Origin of the sequence: Methylovulum psychrotolerans, from assembly GCF_002209385.1 — a bacterium.
Lineage (GTDB): Bacteria > Pseudomonadota > Gammaproteobacteria > Methylococcales > Methylomonadaceae > Methylovulum > Methylovulum psychrotolerans.
Map to the genome: position 1 here is coordinate 3,925,310 of NZ_CP022129.1, position 21,249 is coordinate 3,946,558.

The following is a 21,249-nucleotide window of genomic DNA, read 5'->3' on the forward strand; positions in this document are numbered from 1 at the left end:
GGCGTGGGGATGCTTGGCTTAGGCTGTCGGTCGAGGGGCTATGCCGGGTTTTGGGCTGTTTGCAAGCCCATTTTTAAACAACGGTTTTGGGTTTCGTCTTAAGCCTTCGGGCGGTGTAAGCTTTTGCCACAACATAAGGTAGGCTAAATTTATGGCGGTTTCGTTAGAGAAAAAACTCGAAGAGGCGACGGTAGCTAAGAAACGTTACCGTTCGCTGTTTGTGCTGGCTTCGGTGGCGTTGGTGCTTGTGTTGGGCATTGTCTATAACAATGTGGTTTTAGATTATGCGGTGCTGGATAACGTCACCATCACCCGGCAGGCCGGGACGAATAGTGTGAAGTTCCAATTTGATGTCATTAAGCCGGGGCGGATTGATTTTAATTATGGTCAGGCGGTGTTAACGGACAGGAAGCAGGTTCGGGAGGGGGATGGGTTTAATTGGAGTTGGACGGCTACGGGCGACACCGAGGTGTCGGTGAGGAGTCGCCAGTTTATTTTCCCGCATTGGGATAGTGAGACATTTAATTTTTAAGTGATGTTTGGGGGCGCGGGCATGAAATAAAATCTGTCGAACAGGCGAAAGTACGGCAACCCCCTCCCAGCCTCCCCCTTGGCAGGGGGAGGAGCGTTTTTCCCCCTGATTTTCGCCTGTACGACGGGAAAGTCATTTGCTCCCTCCCCTGCCAAGGGCGACTGCATGGATGCAGGAGGTAGAGCAACGCAAGGAGCGGTTGCCGAGAGGGCTGGGGTGGGGTTTAATACGCAGAGATGCAATGGAACGCCTACTTAATTTTATGCACGCTCCCAGATTGCTACTACCGAAGCACTGTAACCATAAGCCGATAAAGAAGAGGAGTCCGTGTATGCAAGGCCGTAAAGTGTTTGCCGTTTGTGCTGTTGGGTTGGCTTTGGCTGTGCCGTTGGTGGCGCAGGCGGAGTTGTCGGCGGAGGCGGTGTTGGATAAGGTGTATGGTCAGCGTAGCGCCAAGGGCTGTTGGCCGACAACGGATGACGGGCAGAGCTATTGTATGAAGGTGGATCATGCCGATCAGCGCGACACCGCCACGGGCAACAGGCTGTATTTGTTGGTCACGGGTGAGGCGGTGGATGCGCAGGGCGAAGCGATTAGCGCCCATGCTTTGTCGGGCTTGGTCGGGGCGTTTGTGGTGGAGGAGCATAACGGTAAGGCGGAGCTTATCGCCAGCGACCCGAAAATCCCGATGGGCGAATTTGGTTCGCCGCCTACGGACTGGAAGCTCAGCTTGTTGGGGCCGTCGGATTATTGGGGTTGGCAGAATACTACGGGCGGCGGTAATCAAGGGGTCTTTTACAGTTGGTATGTGCTGCTTGCGCCGTACGGCAACAAAATCAGCAATCTCGCAGATTTTAATGCCAGTTATGATAATACGGGCAGTTGCGGGGATAAGGCCTGCGAACGGCATACCGGGTCTGTCGATTCAACGTTGGTGATAGATAGCAGCAAGAACACGGAAAAAGTCTATCCGGTGCAGGTTACGGTAACGGGAACGGTGAAAGGCAAAAAGCTTAAGCCGAAGACGTGGACGCTGCCTTTTGACTATAAGAAGTGGATGTATAGTAAGCCGAAAGACTGGCCGTTGGGGCAGGTGGATTTTTGAGGTATTATCGGCCCCGCTCAGGGAGGCTCTTCGTCTCTACAACAGGTACACGTTCCTTAGGGGCTATTAATGGCTTATATAGGCATTGCCATGCTGTTGCTGGGGGTGTTTTTTGACATGATGTCTTTCTGTTATGGCATCGGCTCTTTGATCGGCAAGCGGTATAGGTCGGGGTTTTTATGGGTCGCTTTATTTTACTATGCCGTGGGGGTCACGGTTCTTCCAAAGGTGCCGGCGGTTTTTTCGTTTCCGTCACTTCCCTTTTCCGACAAAATGGTGTTTTTTTTGCTGTTGTGCGGGGTGCATTGGCTTTGCCAACTCCCTGGTAGATGGGCTGTGCTTAAATATCCACGCCCTAAGGCGGTTCTGTAAAAGGCTGGCTTTAGGGGTAAACGTTTCCATTTTTAGAAGGTATAGGTAATGGCGGTGAGGAAGGTATGGGCAATGGTGGGGCTGGCGTTTACGTTGGTGGTGTCGGGTTGTGCGACTTATCAAACGCCGGGTGCGGGTATCAATATAGGCAATTTATCGAAAGCGGATGCGGATATTGCGGAATTGATGAAGCGGGAACCGGCGGCATCCTTTCCGGCGCGGCTGGCGGTGGCGCGGATTCAGGCGAGTGGCTATGATTCGGGGCATCTTTCATGCTATGGCAATGGGCGGTATTGTGTGTTGACGGCCCGTGATATTGAGGCGGAGCAGGAGGTTAGCCGCTTGTCTCGGTTGCCGATGATTGCGGGCATTGCGGCGATGAGCCGGATGTTGCTGCCTGAAACGCCGGATTCCATGAAGGATTTGCGTTTGGCGGCGGCGAGTTTGAAGACGGACATGCTGTTGGTGTATTCGGTGGACACCCATTTTACGGTCGAGAGCACCGATATTGGGCCGTTGGCGTTGATTTCGCTGGGCTTCTTGCCTAATAAAGAGGCGCATGTCACGGCTACGGCGGCGTGTGTGTTGGTTGATGTCCGTACCGGTTTTGTTTATGGCACGGCGGAATCGACGGCCACTGAACAGCAACGGGCTTCTATGTGGTCTAGTGAGGCGGCGATAGACAGTTCGCGCCTGAAAGCGGAGGAGCAGGCGTTCCGGCAGATGATCGGCGATTTCGATAAGCTGTGGAAGGGGGTTGCGGAAACGTATGCGGGCAAGGCGGCTAATCCGGTGCGGTAGGGTTGTGGGTTTGGGGGGGGCAATAAGCGGGTGCGCATATATCTTTTAACACTTAACATTGGTATCTCTGAACCCCCTCCCAACCTCCCCCTTGCCAGGGGGAGGGGCATTTTTCCTTAACTGTCGTCTGTACGATGTGGAAGACGCTCCCTCCCCTGCGAAGGGGGGCTCTTCGGCTTCGCTCAGGAGGGGTGGGGTTGAATTCACGAATGTTAAAAAATATATGCACATCTACTTATCGGTTAACGGGTTTACTTAAATTAAAAAGCAAATGGGGATGGCATGAAGAGGCTAGTGGCGGGTTTGTTGGTTGTGGCGGGTGGGTTTGGCGTAATGGCCGCTGAGGCGGGTGGGGCCAGTATCGGTAAGGCTAAGCCGTGCCACCGGACGGAGGCTTATATTCCGGCAGGTTGGTGCCAGCCGACCAAGGCGGACATGACCGAGGATTGGCTGGCGTTTAAGGCCGATTATCCTATCCCTTACCATACCAGCGGGCATTTTAATGGCGACGCGGTCAAGGATGAGGCGTGGATTTTGTATGATGAGGCGCGTAAGGACTGGGGGGTGTTTGTGTTCCTTAGCCAAAAAGGTGGCGGGTTTGCCCAGTATGAGGTGTTCAAAGACCAGTTTGGCAAAATCAATCCGCAGTTTATCAGTATTCGGGCGGCGGAGAAGGGCGAGTATGAGACGGCTTGCGGGAAGGGCTATTGGGAATGCGCCAAAGGCGAGCCTAAAAAGATGACGGTTAAGGCAGGCGGGGCGTTGATTATGGGGCCTTATGAGTCGGGCGGCACGGAGTTGGTGTATTGGCATAAGACCGCATTTAAAAAAGTGTCTTTGGATGATTAGGCTTTGAGCTTGGGATTGTAAGATGGACACGCTGTTCGGGGTGGCGTTACTGCTGGCTTTGTTTGCTGTGCTGGTGGGGTTCGCCCTGTTTCCGCTGGGTGTGGCGGTGGCCATTGTGCTGATGCGGCGGCGGGCGGCTTTGCGTGAGCGGTTGCTGTGGGGCGGTGGCGCGGTGCTGGCACCGTTTGCGCTGGGGGCGTTGGCGGCGGCCTTAAGCGCTTTGGCGGCTGTGCCGCCCAGTACGGTAATGGCTATGGCGATTTTGGCTGTGTGTGCCTGCGCGTTGTTTTCGCCGTTTTTGGTGTTGGAGTTGTTTGTGCGCCGTTTTCCGGGACATCCTCTACACCCTGTTAAGGCGGCGGGTCTTGAGCGTTAACCTGGAAAACTATAGGCGGTTTATGCAAAAGCGCGGCGGTTGGCGGGTGTTTTGGTGGGGGCTGGGATGGGTGATGGTGGTTTGTGCGGGTTTGGTGGTGGGGGTTTTCTTCTACCATGAGGATCATCGGGCAGAAATTGCCAAGGCCCTTTTGTTTGGGGGCGGTAATGGCTCTAATCTTCCTGTTGTTAATGCGGCTTTAGCGGCGCGTTTTCCGGTGGGGTCGCAACTGGCGGATGTGGTGGCGTTTGCCGAAGGGCTAGGTGGCCACTGTGAGGCGGGGAATGAGGGTGAGCGGAATTGTTTCGTAGGCTTATCAAGTAGTTTCTGTGTTGCGTCAAATCTGGTTATTACTGTGGCGTTGGCGGCGGATAGGTCTGTTAGCTCGGTGAAGGCCTACTATTCCTCTTTTGGTTGTTGATAGCCGCGTTCTGACCCGTTGGATGACGATTGATATACTGTGAACGGCCAAGTTTTCGGCTTTTATAATTCACCGTAGGGTACAGCGTACCCTACCAAAAAACCGAAAACTTGACCGTTTGAAGTATAGGTGGAAACCCCAATCGGTAAGGTTCAGGCTGGATTTTCCGGCATCAGGAAGATGGCGGATGTGGGCGGTTAATCGCCTAGGGTTAGGCGTGTCAGTGTATAAATAACGTGTCGGGAGGTTAAATGCAACAAGCTTTGATGGTTTATCCGATGGTGGCGATGGTGTTGCTGACGTTTGTCATTGGAATTTGGATGCTGAGGCTACGGATTAAGGCGGTTAAGGAGGGTGTGCTGAATCCGGGGTATTTTCTGCTGAACCGGGGGGCTAAGCTACCGGACGGTTTGGCGAAGGTGACCCAGCATTACGCGAATTTGTTTGAAATGCCGGTGCTGTTTTATGTGGCTTGTTTGGCGGTTATTGTCACCCGGAACACGGATTGGCTATCGCTGGGGTTGGCTTGGCTGTTTGTGGCGGCACGGGTGGCCCATGCTTATATCCATACTGGCCATAACGGCCTAAAGCATCGGCGGCTGGCGTTTTTGGCGGGTACGGTGGTGCTGGCGTTGTTGTGGTTGAGGTTGTTGGGGCAATTGTTGGTGGCGTAGGTTGGCTTTGGTTAACGTACTTAAGGTGGGCAACTAAATTAACGATTACCCAAAATGTGGGTGTTTTTTCACAGTATTGGCTAGACATTGTTTTGGTGTCGGGTTAGAGTCTATAGTCTGGGTATTTTTTTGTAACTTTTAAGGTGATAGATAATGGCGACTTATAATGGCGATACATCTCAGGCCAGCACTGCGGGTAGTACATTGAACGGCACGGCTGGCAATGACAATCTCTATGGTACATCTGGTAATGACATCTTTAATGGCGGTACGGGTAATGACCTGTTGGTTGGCGGCTTAGGCGACGACACTTATCTGATCGCCAAAAACGCTGGCGTGGACACGATTTATGATACAGGCGGTACTGATGTGGTCAAGTTCACCAATATGCTGGCCAGTGACATCAGCCAAGTCAGCAGCGCCAATTACGGTAGCGATTTGTTGCTGAGCTACGGCAGCAGCCAATTGACTATCCAACATTATTTTGATTCTGCAAACAACCGCATCGAGCAATTCCAGTTTAGCGACGGCACGGTGTGGGGTTGGGCGGACATTGAAGCGCACCTCAAGCTAACCGGCACCAGCGGTGACGACACCCTGTACGGCACTAACGACGGCAATGACAGCCTCAACGGCTTGGCGGGTAATGACACCCTATTGGGCTATAAAGGCAATGACACCCTGAATGGTGGCACGGGCAATGACCAGTTGATTGGCGGCTTGGGCGACGATACTTATCTGATCGCCAAAAACGATGGGGTGGATGAGATTAATGATGACGGCGGCACCGATGTGGTCAAGTTTACCGACCTGCTCGCCACCGACATCAGCCAAGTCAGCCATACCGGTTTCTATGGCACAGATTTGTTGTTGGGCTATGGCAGCAGCCAACTGACTGTCCTCGGCTACTTTATATCAACAGACTACCGCGAGCAGTTCCAGTTTAGCGATGGCACGGTGTGGGGCTGGGCGGACATCAAAGCCAAAATCATCCAGACCCCCACCAACGGTGACGACAGCCTGTACGGCTATGATGACAGCAACGACACCCTCAATGGCCTGGCGGGCAATGACACCCTCTATGGCTTTGGTGGTAATGACATCCTGAATGGCGGCACGGGTAATGACCAGTTGATTGGCGGCTTGGGTAACGACACTTACCTGATCGCCAAAAACGATGGGCTGGACACTATTAGGGATGACGGCGGCACCGATGTGGTCAAGTTCACCAATATGCTGGTCAGTGACATCAGCCAAGTCAGTAGCGACGGTATTACTTTATCGCTGAGCTATGGCAGCAGCCAACTGACTGTCCAAGGCTACTTTAATTTAACAGACTACCGCATCGAGCAGTTCCAGTTCAGCGACGGCACGGTGTGGGACTGGGCGGACATCAGCCTAAAAGTGTCGCAAGGGACTGGCGGCGATGACATCTTATACGGCTATGACAACAGCAACGACACGCTCAATGGTTTTGCCGGCAATGACACCCTTTATGGCAATGGTGGCCCTGACAGCTCTGTTCTCAATAAAGGCAACGACATCCTCAATGGCGGCACCGGTAATGACGAGTTATTTGGCGGCGATGGTAATGACACCTACCTGATTGCCAAAAACGATGGGATGGATATTATTGGTGATATGGGCGGCACCGATGTGGTCAAGTTTACCGACATGCTCGCCACCGACATCAGCCAAGTCAGCCGGGGCTACGACCATGACTTGGTGCTGACCTATGGCAGCAGCCAGCTGACTATCGGCGGTTACTTTTATTCAAGGGCCAGCATCGAGCAGTTCCAGTTCAGCGATGGTACTGTGTGGGGTTTGGCGGACATCAAGGCGCACATCAGCCTAACTGGCACCAGCGGCAATGACAGCCTGTCCGGTTATGATGACAGCAATGATACCCTCAACGGCTTGGGGGGTAATGACACCCTGTGGGGCTATAGCGGCAACGACAGCCTGAACGGCGGCAGCGGCGACGACTACCTCGACGGCGGCTACGGCTTTGACGTCGCCCAATACTATACCGCCACGGCGGGTGTGACCGTCAATCTGAACCTGAACCTGACGGCACAAAATACCATCGGCGCGGGCATTGACACCCTGACTAATATCGAAGCCGTCAACGGCAGTGCTTTTAACGACACGCTGACGGGCGATGGCTATGATAACAGTTTATTCGGCGGGGTGGGCAATGACATTCTGGCGGGCGGTGACGGCAATGACAGTCTGGTGGGCGGTGTGGGCAATGATGTGCTGGACGGCGGCAATGGCTTTGATATTGCCCATTACTACACCGCCACGGCGGGTGTGACCGTCAACCTGAACCTGACGGCGGCGCAAAACACCCTCGGTGCGGGCTTTGATACGCTGACGAATATTGAAGCGGTCAACGGCAGCGCTTTTAACGACACGCTGACGGGTAATGCGGCCAATAACAGCTTGTTGGGCGGGAAGGGCAACGATGTGTTGGACGGCGGTTTGGGTAAGGATGTCCTGACGGGTGGCTTAGGCCAAGACAGTTTTGTTTTTGATACCGCCTTAGGCCTTGGTAATGTTGATATTATCAGTGATTTTACGGTCGCCGATGATACTGTCCAATTGGCGCACAGTGTTTTCTCCGCCTTAAGCCTTGGTGGCTTGGCTGCTGACCAGTTCAAAATTGTCGGTACTGGCGGTGTGGTGGATGGCAATGACCATGTCCTTTACAACAGCGCTTCCGGGGTATTGTCTTATGATAGTGACGGTAGCGGCGCGGGGGCGGCGGTGTTGGTCGCCATTTTAGGCAAAAGTTTGGCGATGACAGCGGCGGACTTTATGGTGGTGTAGCGATTGCCATAAGCGGTAACATAAATATGGCTGTTGGTGCGTAATGTGCCGACAGCGGTTTTGCCATCGTGAGGCGGTCTGTCTTTGGAACGCGGGCATTTTGCGGGCAAGATGCCCGCGCTCCAAGACCTGTGCCCTTTAGCTTTTGATATACCGCGCGAAGATGGAGCCGAAGTCGTAGTCTTGGATCTCGTGGCGGCGGCTGTTGAGGTGGGCTTCGACTTGTTGGCTGGTTTGGCAGATGATGTCGGGCAGGCTCAGCACGACTTGTTCGGGCAGGGCGTGCAGGGCGAACATGCGGTTGATCGCATCATGGGTCTGCTGTAGGGTCGTCAGGTGTTTTTGGATGTCTTGGTATTTTTCGGCGGCCCTGCACAGGGCTTTGTATAAATCCCGCACTTGCGGCATTTGCTTTTTGGCGATGTCTATCGACAGGGCTTTTTCGCCGATGTTAAATTTAATTTCCACATCGAGGTCTACCGTCCCGGCGGTTTCGATGCGCACATGGCTGATGGGGTAATGGCTATAGGGGTAGCGGTTGAGGGTGCGTTTTTTGCTGACGGCGCTTTCGCCGTCCAGATGGATGAAGGCTAGGTTGGTGAAGCAGTATTCGTCGGTTTTGGATTTGATGACGACGAAGATTTGTTCGTTGTCTTCAGGGAAAATGTAGTCGTCGACATCGGCCTTGTCAAAATCTTTGACGGCAAGTATGGTGCCGATGTCACTGAGGCCGAGCACGTCGGCGGCGAAGCTTTTAAACATAAGGTTCCTTAAGGGTGCTGTCGGTAGGGTGGGGGGTAAAATACAGTAGTGGTAATGATAAGCGGGGTGTGGGTCGATAGGCAAGGGGGGTGAATAAATACGCTAGGCCGATAAGTAACGTATATGAAATTAAGTAGGCGTTCCATTACGCCTCAGCGTGTTAAACCCCACCCCAGCCCTCCCCTTCGCAGGGAAGGGAGCGAACGGCTTTCCCGTCGTACAGGCGAAAATCAGGGGAAAAAACTCCTCCCCCCTGATAAGGGGGAGGTTGGGAGGGGGTTAGGTTAAATGATTAATGGGTGTGGTTGCTTATGCGCGGATTTTTTTTGCTGGTCTTGTTATTGTCCTGCACTGGGCCGGCTGTTGCCGCTGAGGAAAGCCGTTGCTATGGTACGCCTGCCCACGGGGCATTGGCGAACGGTTGGCAGTTGCCCAGTGCCGGGGAGAATTTCTCGGTTTACAGTTGGGCGGGGGTGTTGGTTGGGCGTAATTATGTCCATAGCCAAGTGTACCGCACGGTAGTGGCGGCTTATCAGGCCTTGGCAGTGGAGATGCCGACTAAGGTGTTTGTGTATGGCGAGTCGGGTTGGCAAAGCGGCGGGCGGTTCCGGCCCCATAAGAGCCATCAGAACGGGTTGTCGGTGGATTTTTTTGTCCCGGTCGTTAATGCGGCGGGCGAGTCGGTGGCGTTGCCGCGCAGTGTGGGTAATAAGTTCGGTTATGGTATTGAGTTTGTCGGCACGGGGCAGTATGACGGTTTGACGATTGATTATGCGGCGATGGCGGCGCATTTGCTGGCTTTAAAGGCCGCTGCCGCCGGGCAGGGCATTCAGGTGGCGCGGGTTATTTTTGATAACGCGTTGCAAAAAGAATTGTTTAAGACTCCGTTGGGGGCGCGTCTGCAACGGGAGTTGGTGTTTTCTACCAAGAAACCGTGGGTGCGCCATGATGAGCATTATCATCTAGATTTTGCGGTGCCTTGTGGGGTTTTGGGGGCTGGCGGTTAAGTTAAGCGGGTCAAAGCTTGGGTGAGATAATTTAACGCTCAAGGTTTAAGGCGCTTAAGATGAGTGGTATAACTCGATCATCAAGTTTTTCATAAAGTCACCTCGAAATAGTGGGAAAGATTTACGAAGAGCTAAGGCTTGTCAAGGTGGACAGCTCCCTCCCCTGATGGGGAGGGTTGGGGTCACTGCCATTAAGTTAAGGAAATTCTGTTCAGAAACAATGTTTTTTCTTCCTTTTATGGAAGTTCAGCAACCCCCTTGCCGATGTCTTTTGTCTGGGCGGGTTACGGTGCTTTCGTTCCAAGCAAGGAAGCGTTTTGGCGATTACGTTATCGATTCAAATGCCATTCCGGAGCCTATAGACCCGACATTGCCGATATAATCAACTGGGTTTGGCCGCTATGTCCTATTTTTACATGTATGTCGGCTGTACCCGAACCTGTCAATGCTGTGGACATGCAAGGTGTCGCCTTCGCGGAGGTGGTTGAGGCAGGCCTGTAGTTGCGGGCGGCTGGTGTCTTTTGCCGACACCTTGTCTTCAAAAATCTTGTCCAGTTTGATGTCCGCCAATTGCCTGTCCGTATTTTGTTGTGCGGATGAGACGCGGATATAGCCCACCTGTTGGCCTGTCATGATAGCCCCCTGATTGTAAATTAAGTTTTAAGGGTTATCATAACACATGTAAAATAAACCGATAATAGGATATTGTTTACACGGTGGGATGCAGGTTTGCGGGGGGCTTGGGATGTGTAAAGGAAACTCCACTTTATGAGACAAGCCAATCGCGTGTTGATTGAGGCCTGATTACTGGGTCATTTTTACGGATGGCTTACCCATCATATCAATGGAGTGAAGCATGACAATGGAGATAGTAACTTAAACGTATTATGTATCGAATGCCATGCAAATCAATCGTCTCACGAACATATTAGACATTTTTTTAAAGGAAATTTTATTGCTTCGACGAATAAGAAAGGCGTAAAAACTTTTGTGTAAACGACCATCCTTTTATCAGGATAGGCAAACAACCTTACATCCACTTTAATTCAAGCAAATATCAAGCAAATAGATTGTTATTTACCTTTATATATCATTAACTTATTTTTTTAGTACATTACAGATCATCGTCTCAGTCAAGCAACGGTCAAGCAAATTGCTAAGCCCAGAATGGGATATACCGCATCGCTTTGGTTCCAGCCTCTGAATCATAGGGACGGATTAAATTGTTATCCAATGCCAGTTTAATAATTCGGCTAACCATAGCACTATTTTTTACATCAACACCTAAACGTTCCCTGAGAGACGTGTTATTCATTGGTTCTCGGTTGACATATTTCAGGCAGCAGTGCAGATAACAGGCGCGGATACGGTCTTCCTTATCCATGTCCTTGAAATCTTTATGGCCGAACAGTATCGCACGGGTATGTTCTTGGGTAACTTCGAAAGCAGGCGCAGGCAATTGATATGTTTCAGTTTCGAAAACTACCTTGTCGATGCCACTGCCGCGTTCTTCGCAGACCCCGATACGGCGTAGAAACGAAGCCAATGCTTCATTTCGGCTCCGGGGCGGACTATCAAGAAAGCGTTGCGTATCCACAAGCGGTATGCCCGGATTAGTGATTTCCATACGGTCAGAAAAAATTTCGATCATAGGCCCAGTACCCGTAAGAGAAAAATCCTGGTGAATAATCGCATTAACCACTAACTCACGGACTGCCAGTTCAGGAAACATCGGCATTGATTTGCGTAGTGCTTGGCCTATCACTTCGTTTTCAGGTAACAAGTTGTTTATGAAACCGATTAATCCCTCAAAACCGGAGGCATAGCCTTTAGTGCCACCAATCTCACGGATAGTTTCAATGCGGTTATTGCCCTTGTACAACACCACGCGTACGGCTTTACGCGCCAAGTGAGAAAACTCTTTTAACTGCTTGGCAAACAGAACCGCGCCTAAGTTCGCAATATGCCACAAGCCGCTGTCGCTTTTAACAATCAAACGGTCGGCCTCTAATGCGTTTAAAATGCCTATCCGATTATCAGGTAAGGGCAAGTCCATCAGTTCAAAATACGCCGGATAATCCAATAGCTTCAACACCAAGTCACTGCTTTGATTTTCTGCGGCCAGTTGCAGTTCGAACGGTATCTTATCAAACGTGCGCCATAATTCACGTTCTTTCGCGGGGTGGTCTTTTAGCTTTTTAGTATAAGAGCCGATACGCACATATTCCGTGCCATCAAATTGTACGGGAGTATGGTTGGCGGCAGTAATTTCCAAAATGGCACAGGCTTTGCCACCGAAATCAAATTCAAAAAATTGAAAATGAATTTTCGGCACAAGCTTTTGTAATAACCAGCTTTCTAATTCTTGCTGTTTATGTCGGGTTGTCGAAGGCTTGAAGTCAGTGCCTAACAGCGCGTGATCTTCGTCAGCCACCCCCCAAACCACATAAGCAAACTGCTTGCCTAATAATGCCGCCGAATTGGCCAAAGCCGAAATATATTCCCCGATCATCTGCGGATCAGCATTATTATGCTTGAATTCTACCCATTCAGTTTCTTTGGGCAGGTTGCAAAGTTCATGCAGCAATCTGGCGAGTTGTTCGGGTGGATAGTAGATTGACACTAGAGTTTTCCGGCGAAGGCTTTTTGGTTGAGAGAGTTAAAACCTAATTCTGTATCAAAATCGGATATTTTCATATTGTTAACCATCCTCCTTATTCGGCAAACAATATCATAATATTTTTTTACAATAGATTCATCGGGTAAAATAATCTCAAAGTTTTTAAGTTCAATTGGGGATATATGGGGTACTGTTGTTTCTGTAGGACGGCAATGTGTTTCGAATGATTTAGATTTAATGCACGAATAAATGAAATTACCATATATAGCTTTTATAGGACGAATCCTAGCTACGCGTTGTACTAAATATGTTTCGCGTTCCATCGATTCTACAATACAAACTTTAAGTCCACTTGAAATCCAAGGGCGATCCATAGCGAGAATAACATCCCCTTCTTTGATTAAATACTCATCCAATTCAAGCGACTTATCCTTTGGCCAAAATACAATGTCACTCCAATCAAAATAACCAGTTAATGTATTTGCTCCACGACACAAACGAACAGAATCATTGCCATCCTGTATGAATTCCACACTTTTGAAAGGATATCCTGTTATTATTTTAGAAATAGTGGAAATACTCCCTTTTTTCCATTTTTTTGGATTACTCACCGGATCACCAAACATATCCAAAAACACCGCCCGAAGAAACTGGTCAGCAAGTTCAATAGCTTGCTGGCGTTTGCGGCGCACACTGTCGGCTTTGTCGAGTATGGCAGCAATGCGTTTTTGTTCAGCTAGGGGTGGGAGGGGGATTTCTAGTGCTTCAAATTTACTTTTATTGATAATGGCAACTGTTGTAGCAGGTGCTAATGATTCTAAAACTGGCTTAAGCCGACTACAGGCATAGTAACCGTATTTTGGAAAAACTTTATCCTCATCAAAAACAATTGAATTAATCTGCTGATTTGTGGCGACTGGTCTTTGGGCTATTCCAATTTTTCCCAATGAACCTATACAACAAACCATAATGGCGTTTATAGGAACAACTGTTACTTGTGTTGCACCTAATTCCGTTATCGTTTGTGCAGCACTATTAACATAAGCACCCCTGTTTAATTCTGTAGGTGTAACAAATGGAATGTGGCCACCAAAATATTCTGGTACTAATTTAGATGGGGTTTTTCCAGTATATACTTTTCCTACAGATTTAATTGAAACTATAGGCCAACTCACAACATCCCCTCCAATTCTCTCAGTTCCCGTTGAATATCATCCTCCAACGCCATCAGTCGCTTTAAAATAACTTTCGGCTCCTCATATTGCTCCTCCTGATAGATGCTTTCTTTATAACGGTTGATCGACAAATCGTATTTATTGGCGGCAATATCGGCTTTACTGACCCAAAAACATGCTTGGGCTTTATTATTGGCGGCGGTGTCGGCGGTGGTTTTGTCGCGCTTTTGGTAAGCCGCCAGCACTTTAGGCAGGTCACCCGCAAAGCTTAAGGGGTTGCCGTATTCGTCCTGATACAGCGGGTCGCGTTTGTCATCCAGCGAAAAGCCATCGTCTTGCACATCGTAAAACCAGACCTGATCGGTGGCGCCGCCTTTGGCGAAAACTAATATCGCTGTCGCCACACCAGCGTAGGGTTTAAACACGCCGCTGGGCAGGTTAATGACGGCTTCAAGCTGATTTTGTTCTATCAATAAGTGGCGTAGGGTTTGGTGGGCGTTAGACGAGCCGAACAGCACACCTTGCGGTACGACAGTCGCGCTGCGTCCGCCGAGTTTAAGCATCCGTAAAATCTGCGCGACAAACAGCAGTTCGGTCTTTTTAGTTTTGACCAAGCGCAAAATAGGAGGGTTAATGGTTTCCTGATCCAGGCTACCTTTAAACGGCGGATTGGCGAGGATGACGTTGAAAGCGTTCTGCTCGAAGTTCGGAAACTTTTCGACAAAACCTTGCGCCAGTGTGTCCTGATAATGGATGTCGGGATTTGCCACGCCGTGCATGTACAGGTTCATCGAGGCGATGCGTAACATGGTGCTGTCAAAATCAAAACCGTGCAACATCTGGGTTTTAATCTGTTGCCATTGCGCTTCGGTTAACAAATCGCCGGTGTAGGTGGTTTGAACCTGGGTTTTGCCTTTGTCATCGGTCATTTCCTCACGCAATATGCCGTGTTCGCTGCTATGGGTTTCTTGCAGGTATTCCATGACAGCGACTAAAAACCCCGCCGTGCCACAGGCCGGATCGGCGACGGTTTCATCGGGTTGCGGGTCGAGCAGGCGCACCATCAGTTTGATGATATGGCGCGGGGTGCGGAATTGTCCGTTTATGCCCGCATTGGTAAGTTTGCTGAGCAGGTATTCGTATAAGTCGCCTTTAGTGTCGCCAGCGTCTAAGGGCAAGGCATCAATCATTTCGATGGCTTTCATCAATAGGCTTGGCTTGTCGATAGCCAGCCGCGCGTCTTTCATGTAATCGCCAAAACGGCTGTCGCTGGTGTGTTCACGGAAATGTTTGAACACTTCATCACGCACCAGGTTAAGCAGGCGGTCGGCATCTTCGATATGGCAGAATTGGCTCCAGCGCAGGTGCTGTTCGTCGGCTTTAAAGCGGCGGGTATAGTGGTATTCGGTACGCGCGGCGCGTTTTTCGTCGCGGCTTTCGTTAACATCCAGCAATTTCGCAAACATCAGGAAGGTGATTTGTTCAATGACGGTCAAGGGGTTGGCTATGCCGCCTTGCCAGAATTCTAGCCAGAGCCGATCGATTTTGTTTCTTAGTTCGCCTGTAATCATTAGTGGTTTTCTTATGGGGTGGGTGTTGCAGGTTGTTTGCCAAAACTTTCAACAATGGCGAGCAGGTCGTCAATTTGTTGGGCGTTGGTAAACACGGTATCAGGTTCGCCTATCGCGGCAAAGGGCATTTCGTACAGATGGTTAATTTCTATCGCGCCGCTTTGGGCAATCTGGCGTTTTAGCAAGCTTAAAAATTGCACTTGCCTCGCGCTTAAAGAGGGGTAATGTTGGATGAAGTCCGCAAAATGCTGGTTGACGGCTTCGGAGTCCATACCGACAATGGTGCGGAGAATCTGTTCCATCGGTACTGCGGTGCTGTAAAAATCTTTTAGGGTATTGAGGTCGATGTCGGGGTGTTGGGTGTGGATCAAGGCGTTGAGCTGAGCCAGTTCCACTGCCGTGACGGCTTTACCATTACGGATTTTTTGCAAGACGGGGCTTTGCCCAAACAAGGGTTTAAGTGCCTGTTCGACTTTGATGCGGTAACTGGCCATGTCAACCGCCGTTAAATAGGTAGGCTGCTGTTCGCGGATTTCATCACTGTCTTGCACGTCGATGACACGGGGTGTCGGTTTCGGCACAGCACCTTTGTCACGGTGTTGCAAGATGCTACGCAGGTCAATCCGCACCTGTTCCAAGTCATCCAACGAGGCCGTTTGCCACCATGCCTGTTCCCGGCATTGCTTGATGGTTGCGGCTTTGGCTTTGACTTGGTTCAGGTTCATTTGCAATTGCCAGAGCTGGTTGATGGCTTCCCCGGCCAAATCCGTAAAGCCCGCCGATTGTTTGATTTTTGCTTGTTGGATTTGGCTAAGCAGTAAATCCCATTGGTAAGCGTCAGCGTGTCCGCGCACGTCCAGCCATTGCATCAGCGGGGCGATGTCGTTTTGCAAAACGGTGACGGTGTTGGCGTTGAATTGGCGGAGGGTTTGCAGGTCGCCCATTTGATGTTTATTCTGCCACTGGTCACGCACGGCCATTGTCTTGTCATCAAGGCTGTTGATGGTCTGGTGCAGCCAATTGGCAAGATGCCCGAAGAAATCGGGTTCCGCGTAATGCAGGCTGGTTTTCGCCAATTCCAAACGGGTCTCAAACAGGCGTTGCATCAGCGGTTTGCTTTGGCTGATAGTGACTTCGCGTGTTTTCATGCCGTGGTATTCGACCACGCCCCAGTGGTCGAATATCTGGAAATGGGTTTTGTGTTTACCGATACCGAACAGGTTTTTGCACAACCGGGTTCCGCGTCCGACCATTTGCCAAAATTTTACGGGCGATTTTACCGGACGGGCAAACACTAGATTAACGATTTCCGGCACATCAATGCCGGTGTCGAGCATATCCACGGATACCGCTATGGTGAGCAGGCTGTTACTGCCTTGGCCTTTGAAATCGTCGATCAGCGATTCGGCGCGGGGGTCGTAGTTGTCGATGACTTGGCAAAACTTGCCGCCGTACTGCGGGTATAGCTCATTGAAGAGCGTTTCGAGCAGTTTGGCATGGTTGTGGTTACGCGCAAAGATGATGGTTTTGCCCAAGGTTTGCCCGTCGGCCTGACGTATGCCGTTTTCCATCAGGTTTTGCAAGATTTTGCGGTTGGTGTCTTTGTTGTAGATGGCTTTGTCGATGTCTGTGCCGTCAAAATCGAGGCTGTTGGGGTCTATGCCCTGGTCTTCCAGTTCGGCAATTTCTTCGGCGGTTAAGGCTTTGCCTTTGATGCCGTCGCGTAGGAATTTTGTGGTGTGTTTGACGACTTGATAAGGTACGAGATACCCTTCTTCTACGGCGGTTTCCAAGGCGTAATTGCTGGTGGGGTTTTTAAAATCACAGCCGAACAGTTGGCAGGTGGAGCGGCTGATCATTTCCACGGGCGTGGCGGTCAGGCCGACTTGCAAGGCATCGAAATAGTTAAAAATGTCGCCGTAAATGTTATAGATGCTGCGGTGGGATTCATCGGCAATAATCAAATCAAAAAAGCCAGTATCGAAGTGTTGGAATATTTTCACCATTCCCGGATAGGTGGCAACAAAAATGCGGTGATGGGTATCTTCAACGCTCTTGCTGGTTAGGGTGGTGATCGTCGTACTTAAAAATTCGGCATAGGCATTTTTGGCTTGCTTGCGCAATTCGCGGCGGTCACAAATAAACAGGACTCGTTTGACCCAACCGGCTTTCATACAAGCATCCGACAAGGCTATCGACAAACGGGTTTTGCCCGTACCTGTGGCTTGTACCGCCAAGGCTTTGCGTTGCTTGTTTTCAAAGCGTTCACAAATGCGCTTGAGGGCTTCATGCTGGTACAAACGTTCGCCCAGAATCTCGGCTTTAGGGGTGACGCTGTTAAGCGGTTTGCGTTCGGCGCGTTGGCGGACTAGGTATTGCAGGCTAGATTTGGCATAAAAGCCGTACAAGTGGCGCGGCGGGTAATTTTGTGCGGGATGGTCATCCCATAGCCAAATGTCATGGCCGTTGGTGTAAAAAATCACCGGACGTTGGCCGTGCATTTTTTCCAAACCATCGGCGTAGTGTTTGGCTTGATGGCGGCCTTTTTCGGCATCAGCGGCGGCTTTTTTGGCCTCAATCACGGCCAGCGGCTTGCCGTTATCGTCCCATAACACATAATCGGCATAACCTTCGCCTGAATGGGTCGGCTGGTAGAAGATTTTTTCTTCGAGCGTGACGGAATCGGCATTGGCGATAAGCCAGCCGACTTGGGCAAGTTGCAAATCAATTAAGTGTTTGCGGGTGGCGGCTTCATTAAAGTGCAGTTCATTGGCGGCTTGTTGGCCTTTATTGGCCGCTTGTTGTTTAAGCGTAGCCAGTTCTTCGGCGGTGCGTTCTAACTGGGCGGATTTGTCCCGTTCGGCTTCAAGTTCCGCCAACATCGCCTGCATACGCGCCTCTTGCTTGGCGTATTGTTCCAGCAGGGCTTTACGTTCTTTTTTATAATCCGCTTTGGCGGATGACGAAGGGGTGGGGGCTTGGTAATCGCTGAGGCAGCGTAAATCGCCTTGGGCGTAGGCGACATAAAGCCAGCGGCCTATATCAAAGGCTTCCTTTAACAGTGATAAGGCGTTTTGTCCGGCGACTTTTTCGCCATGTGCAGCTTGGTTGCCGTAAATGCGGAGGGTATGGAGCTTATCAACCACAACTTGGGGGGTGATTGCCTTAAACGCATCGTTACTGAGCAATTCCATGAATTTCGCCATCGGCGGCTTAGGCAAGCTAAGTTGCATATAGACAATGGCGACCGAACGTTCCGCAAAATTACGCAGTTTGGTCAGCGCACTTTGCGGGTCAACTTGGGCGTACTGTTCGGCAAAGCCCGCCAAGCTTGCCAATTCAGGCCAAGCCTCGCGGAGGAATTCAAAGTTCTGTGATTGCATAGGCCGTAATGGTGGATAGGCTATCAAAGCAAAGGGGCTGGGGCATGGGAGTTAACGATCTTGAATAATTACAGCTCTTGCCTTCTCCAGCGGTCAAAGTGGCTACCTGGATATTTTTTATAGGATGGCTTTAAATCGATGCCTAGGTCATTAGCGGCTTTTTCAATGGCGGCTCTTTGTGTCAACCCGGCATTGTGGTATTTCAAACACAGCACCTTAAACGCTGTCGAGGCGGTGCCAATTGCTTGATTTTCGGCGGGGCTATTAATGCTGTCATCAAGATCCATAAGCTCCAGATTTTTGTCTTTATGGTGTTCGCTGTTCAATGATGATAAATGCTTGCCTAACGACCATAACCCGCCATCAATTTCTTTCAGTTTATTTATCTGGACATTTAACCCACTCAAATTAGCCTCTTCTAAAATTTCCAGCCACCAACTCTGATATAAGCTATAGTTTTCCAGCGTTGAAAGCCTATAACTAGGGTTGTCTTTAAAAAACGCAAAAGCAAATAAAACCCATTTGTCGATTATTGGGTATATATTTGGTCGCAGGCAATGCAATATAAAAGCAGGAATAACAATACTATCCCATAAATTAAAACGATCCCTTAATACAGCTATCAACCCAGAATCAAAGTAATCTATTTTTCGAACGGCGATAGCCCAATCAAAAAAATCTTTAGATTTTAGTATTTCTGCATGGCGATTGTTAAACGTATTAGGTTTAATTTGGCTAACATTATAGCGCAGACCAGACGATGTAATGATTTTTGATCCATTCTTGTCCAGTCGAATTTTTCCGTCTTTCCAGCCCAAGCTTTCTGCTAAATATTCCCCCAGTTCATCTGTAGTTTGGGCGTCCCTAATTTTAGTCAAGAGGTGGAAATAAACAGCATTAGGGTAGGTTGTATCATTAAATTTTAATGAGAAATTTCTAACACATTCAATGAACAAACTCATATTGCGTACCCCTATTTTTAAAATGATTCACTATTATACATCATTCACTAATTTTTTAAAAGTGAATGAATCATTTAAAATCATGTTCAACATTCAAATTGGTGAAAATTTTGATACATAGTCTTTATATCGGTTACTTGATGAACCTTTTTATCCTGGCTGTCAATTTAAGCTGCACCCTAACCTGATGTCAGGATGATGCCGTTAAACATGTGTCACTTTTCAAAGTCGGTGTCAGAGGGGCATTTGGGGGATGAAGCTAAAACTCAAAAAGTAATGTCGAAAAAGTGAAAATACGTACTTTCGCACTATGTTTTTGCGACACAAAAAACGTTGAATTTACTGGGATTGCCTGATTGTTGCATAACTTTCAATTTTCGCTACAACCCACTCATGCAACTGGTTTTTCCCATTTTGCGACGTGCTGACATCGATTTTGAAAAGTGACACTAATCACCTAACCTTTTTTCAGGATAGCTTGCAGATTGCTTCAGCATCCTTGTTGGGCAATCAGCAAGCACGCGACCGTTTATCTCTGTTTTTTGGGGAGAAAGGGGCTGTATGGAGCGGGGGCGAAGTTTTCGGAAAAGGGAGTTACCGGATGGCGAGACTGCCATTTAGCTGGCTCGGTGTACGTCGCGCATAGCACCCGTCCCGCCATTTGGCGGGGTTGCCCAAAAACAAGGCAGATCGGATCATAGATGGTTAGGTTTCAAAGAATGCCGTATATAATCAGGCCAAGGACACATGAATAAAACCCCAGACACCTTGCCCATTGTTTCCTTTGATGAGATCATCAAATTCATTGAGGCCGCCCGTCAAAAATCATTTCAAGCGGTCAATACCGTTTTGATTGATCTTTACTGGCAAATTGGGGAAACCATCAGCCGCAAAATAAAAAGCTCTGAATGGGGGGATAAGGTCATCAATCAACTGGCAGATTATATAGCCAAAACACAGCCTAGCCTTCGCGGCTTTACACGCTCAAATTTGTTTCGGATGCGGCAATTTTACGAAACTTATCAAGGTGATGAAAAAGTCGCACCACTGGTGCGACAATTGCCGTGGACGCACAACCTTATCATTCTTGGTCAAAGCAAACGCCCCCGAAGAACGGGAATTTTATTTGCGTCTGACTATTAAGGAAAACTGGAGCAAGCGGGAACTGGAACGCCAACTTAAAACAGCGCTTGTTTGAGCGCACTGTCCTCAGCCCGCCAAAAGCGTCACCACTGGTGACACAAACTTACCCTGATGGCATCAATATTTTCAAAGATGCTTATATGGTGGAGTTTTGGGGTTGTCACAAGGCCGCTCGGAAGCCGATCTGCATCAAGGCCTGTTGGGTCAGCTAAAGGATTTCCTGATTGAATTGGGGCGTGACTTTTGTTTTGTCGGTTCTGAATATCCGTTGCAAGTTGGGGACGGGATTTTGCGCTTGACCTGCTGTTTTTCCATCGTGGCCTCAATTGCCTTGTCGCCATTGAGTTGAAAGTAGGGCGGTTTGAACCTGAATATCTTGGAAAACTGAGCTTTTATCTTGAAGCCTTGGATCGGGATGTTCGCAAGCCCCATGAACAACCCGCGCTTGACGTGTTGCTCTGTGCCAGCAAGGATGACGAAGTGGTGGAATATTCCCTAAGCCGCACCCTTTCCCCTGCCTTAATTGCGTAATACCAAACCCAATTGCCGGATAAAAAACTGCTGCGGGAAAAACTCCATGAGCTTTACCTACAGAACTCTATAAAAGACAAAGGAAATGCTTGAGTTTTTTGACCTCAGGTATATTATGCAAAGATATTTCTTG

At 49.5% G+C, this 21,249-nt stretch carries 17 protein-coding genes and 1 pseudogene; 11 read left to right on the forward strand and 7 right to left on the reverse strand.

The genetic code is table 11. The annotated features are described in order from the left end of the window. Window positions 1–151 precede the first annotated feature (151 nt). From CEK71_RS17695 to CEK71_RS17735, 8 genes are all read left to right on the forward strand, one after another. On the forward strand, window positions 152–532 hold the full coding sequence (locus CEK71_RS17695; RefSeq protein ID WP_088620621.1) for a hypothetical protein: 381 nt from the start codon (window positions 152–154) through the stop codon (window positions 530–532). Between the two features lie 331 nt (window positions 533–863). Next, window positions 864–1,637 (forward strand): hypothetical protein, encoded by a 774-nt coding sequence (locus CEK71_RS17700; protein WP_088620622.1) that lies wholly within the window; start codon window positions 864–866, stop codon window positions 1,635–1,637. A gap of 420 nt (window positions 1,638–2,057) precedes the next feature. Beyond that, window positions 2,058–2,810, forward strand: a complete 753-nt coding sequence (locus CEK71_RS17710; RefSeq protein ID WP_198328300.1) for a hypothetical protein — start codon at window positions 2,058–2,060, stop codon at window positions 2,808–2,810. A 282-nt stretch (window positions 2,811–3,092) separates the two neighbouring features. Next, window positions 3,093–3,659 carry a hypothetical protein gene (locus CEK71_RS17715; protein ID WP_088620625.1) on the forward strand — a complete coding sequence of 189 codons (567 nt, stop codon included), beginning with the start codon at window positions 3,093–3,095 and terminating at the stop codon, window positions 3,657–3,659. A gap of 22 nt (window positions 3,660–3,681) precedes the next feature. Further along, the gene (locus CEK71_RS17720) at window positions 3,682–4,035 is read left to right on the forward strand and encodes a hypothetical protein (RefSeq protein ID WP_088620626.1); all 354 of its coding nucleotides are present in this window, start codon (window positions 3,682–3,684) and stop codon (window positions 4,033–4,035) included. Next, window positions 4,025–4,456, forward strand: coding sequence for a hypothetical protein (locus CEK71_RS17725; protein WP_157679380.1), 432 nt, complete (start codon window positions 4,025–4,027; stop codon window positions 4,454–4,456). Before CEK71_RS17720 ends, CEK71_RS17725 begins: the two co-directional genes overlap by 11 nt. Before the next feature lie 251 nt (window positions 4,457–4,707). Next, window positions 4,708–5,130, forward strand: coding sequence for an MAPEG family protein (locus CEK71_RS17730; protein WP_088620628.1), 423 nt, complete (start codon window positions 4,708–4,710; stop codon window positions 5,128–5,130). Between the two features lie 153 nt (window positions 5,131–5,283). Then, complete coding sequence (locus tag CEK71_RS17735; RefSeq protein WP_088620629.1) at window positions 5,284–7,962, forward strand: beta strand repeat-containing protein; 2,679 nt, start codon at window positions 5,284–5,286, stop codon at window positions 7,960–7,962. 138 nt (window positions 7,963–8,100) lie between these two features. On the opposite strand, the gene CEK71_RS17740 is transcribed toward CEK71_RS17735, so the two are convergent. Next, a complete protein-coding gene (locus tag CEK71_RS17740) occupies window positions 8,101–8,724 on the reverse strand; it encodes a PH domain-containing protein (protein ID WP_088620630.1) in 624 nt (207 codons plus the stop codon). A gap of 311 nt (window positions 8,725–9,035) precedes the next feature. Here CEK71_RS17740 and CEK71_RS17745 point away from each other — a divergent pair, with 311 nt between their 5' ends. Further along, the gene (locus CEK71_RS17745) at window positions 9,036–9,731 is read left to right on the forward strand and encodes a penicillin-insensitive murein endopeptidase (RefSeq protein WP_088620631.1); all 696 of its coding nucleotides are present in this window, start codon (window positions 9,036–9,038) and stop codon (window positions 9,729–9,731) included. A 399-nt stretch (window positions 9,732–10,130) separates the two neighbouring features. Here the strand turns inward: CEK71_RS17745 and CEK71_RS17750 are convergent, their stop codons facing one another. From CEK71_RS17750 to CEK71_RS17775, 6 genes are all read right to left on the reverse strand, one after another. Beyond that, window positions 10,131–10,364, reverse strand: coding sequence for a recombinase family protein (locus CEK71_RS17750; protein ID WP_157679382.1), 234 nt, complete (start codon window positions 10,362–10,364; stop codon window positions 10,131–10,133). Between the two features lie 523 nt (window positions 10,365–10,887). After that, the gene (locus CEK71_RS17755; protein WP_232463682.1) at window positions 10,888–12,318 is read right to left on the reverse strand and encodes an ATP-binding protein; all 1,431 of its coding nucleotides are present in this window, start codon (window positions 12,316–12,318) and stop codon (window positions 10,888–10,890) included. 35 nt (window positions 12,319–12,353) lie between these two features. Beyond that, entirely contained in the window at window positions 12,354–13,526 is a 1,173-nt protein-coding gene (locus CEK71_RS17760; protein WP_157679384.1) for a restriction endonuclease subunit S, read from the reverse strand. Continuing rightward, window positions 13,523–15,097, reverse strand: a complete 1,575-nt coding sequence (locus tag CEK71_RS17765) for a type I restriction-modification system subunit M (protein ID WP_088620634.1) — start codon at window positions 15,095–15,097, stop codon at window positions 13,523–13,525. Before CEK71_RS17765 ends, CEK71_RS17760 begins: the two co-directional genes overlap by 4 nt. Window positions 15,098–15,108: 11 nt before the next feature. Continuing rightward, window positions 15,109–18,480, reverse strand: a complete 3,372-nt coding sequence (locus tag CEK71_RS17770; RefSeq protein WP_088620635.1) for a DEAD/DEAH box helicase family protein — start codon at window positions 18,478–18,480, stop codon at window positions 15,109–15,111. Between the two features lie 68 nt (window positions 18,481–18,548). Next, window positions 18,549–19,442: a hypothetical protein gene (locus tag CEK71_RS17775; protein ID WP_088620636.1), complete on the reverse strand. Its 894-nt coding sequence runs from the start codon at window positions 19,440–19,442 to the stop codon at window positions 18,549–18,551. Window positions 19,443–20,189: 747 nt separating this feature from the next. On the opposite strand from CEK71_RS17775, the gene CEK71_RS23270 reads away from it, so the two are divergent. After that, on the forward strand, window positions 20,190–20,585 hold the full coding sequence (locus tag CEK71_RS23270) for a DUF1016 N-terminal domain-containing protein (protein ID WP_198328301.1): 396 nt from the start codon (window positions 20,190–20,192) through the stop codon (window positions 20,583–20,585). 199 nt (window positions 20,586–20,784) lie between these two features. Further along, window positions 20,785–21,116, forward strand: a pseudogene (locus CEK71_RS23280) (PDDEXK nuclease domain-containing protein). The last annotated feature ends 133 nt before the right edge of the window (window positions 21,117–21,249 follow it).